General features: G+C 52.7%; 1 pseudogene. It reads left to right on the forward strand.

The annotated features are described in order from the left end of the window. Positions 1–705: pseudogene (locus IR083_RS24405) on the forward strand (hypothetical protein); the annotation flags it as partial. Between the last annotated feature and the right edge of the window lie 97 nt (positions 706–802).

An 802-nucleotide genomic window follows, 5' to 3' on the forward strand; every position in this document is an offset into this window, starting at 1 on the left:
GCTGTACCCGCGGATACGGTTTACATACCGTGCGTTGACAAACAATACCGCCATGAAAGCGGCAGCGCCTGCATCCTGTTTCCCGTCGACCGCTATGTAGTCTATCCGGACTACGGTAATAACCGGCAGGAGCTTTCCAAAATACAACGTTCGGTTGAAACCGTCCTGCAACTCCCGGGTTCCCGGATCGAAAGCATCAGCCTGGAGGCCTATGCCTCGCCCGAAGGGGAATTAAGCCATAATATAAGCCTGTCGGAAAAACGCGCTGCTGCCCTCCGGGATTATATGGTTGCAGCCTACGGCTTCGATGCCGGCTGCTTTACGGTGCGTTCCAAGGGCGAGAACTGGGACGGACTGCGGGCTGCCGTTATAGCGGCGGACGCCCTGGGCGACGAGGAGAAAGCGGATATCCTGCATATCCTCGGTGAGCAGGACGCACCGGCCCGCAAAGCCCGGCTGAAGGCCTACCGGGGGGGCAAGCCCTACGCTTACCTGCTGGGGGAGGTTTACCCCTCCCTGCGCGTGTGCGAATACCGGATCAGCTATACGGTTAACAGTGAACAGCATACCAATCCGGCGCTCCGGATTAAAATAATGAAGAAACGTCCTGGATGCTTACCTTGCGTGAGTTTTTGCAGCCCAGGCCGAAGTTTACAATGGTGTTTCGAACCCCATGAACAGCATGGCTTAAACCACAGAAGGTAAAATAATTGGTGATACTTTTCAAAGGTAATCCCGCTTAAGAGTTTAGATTTAGACAATGTGGTTTAGCAAAAACTATAACCATAAAAACTAAAAATAT

The sequence above is a fragment of the Dysgonomonas sp. GY75 genome, assembly GCF_015234155.1.
Taxonomy (GTDB): Bacteria; Bacteroidota; Bacteroidia; order Bacteroidales; family Dysgonomonadaceae; genus Dysgonomonas; species Dysgonomonas gadei.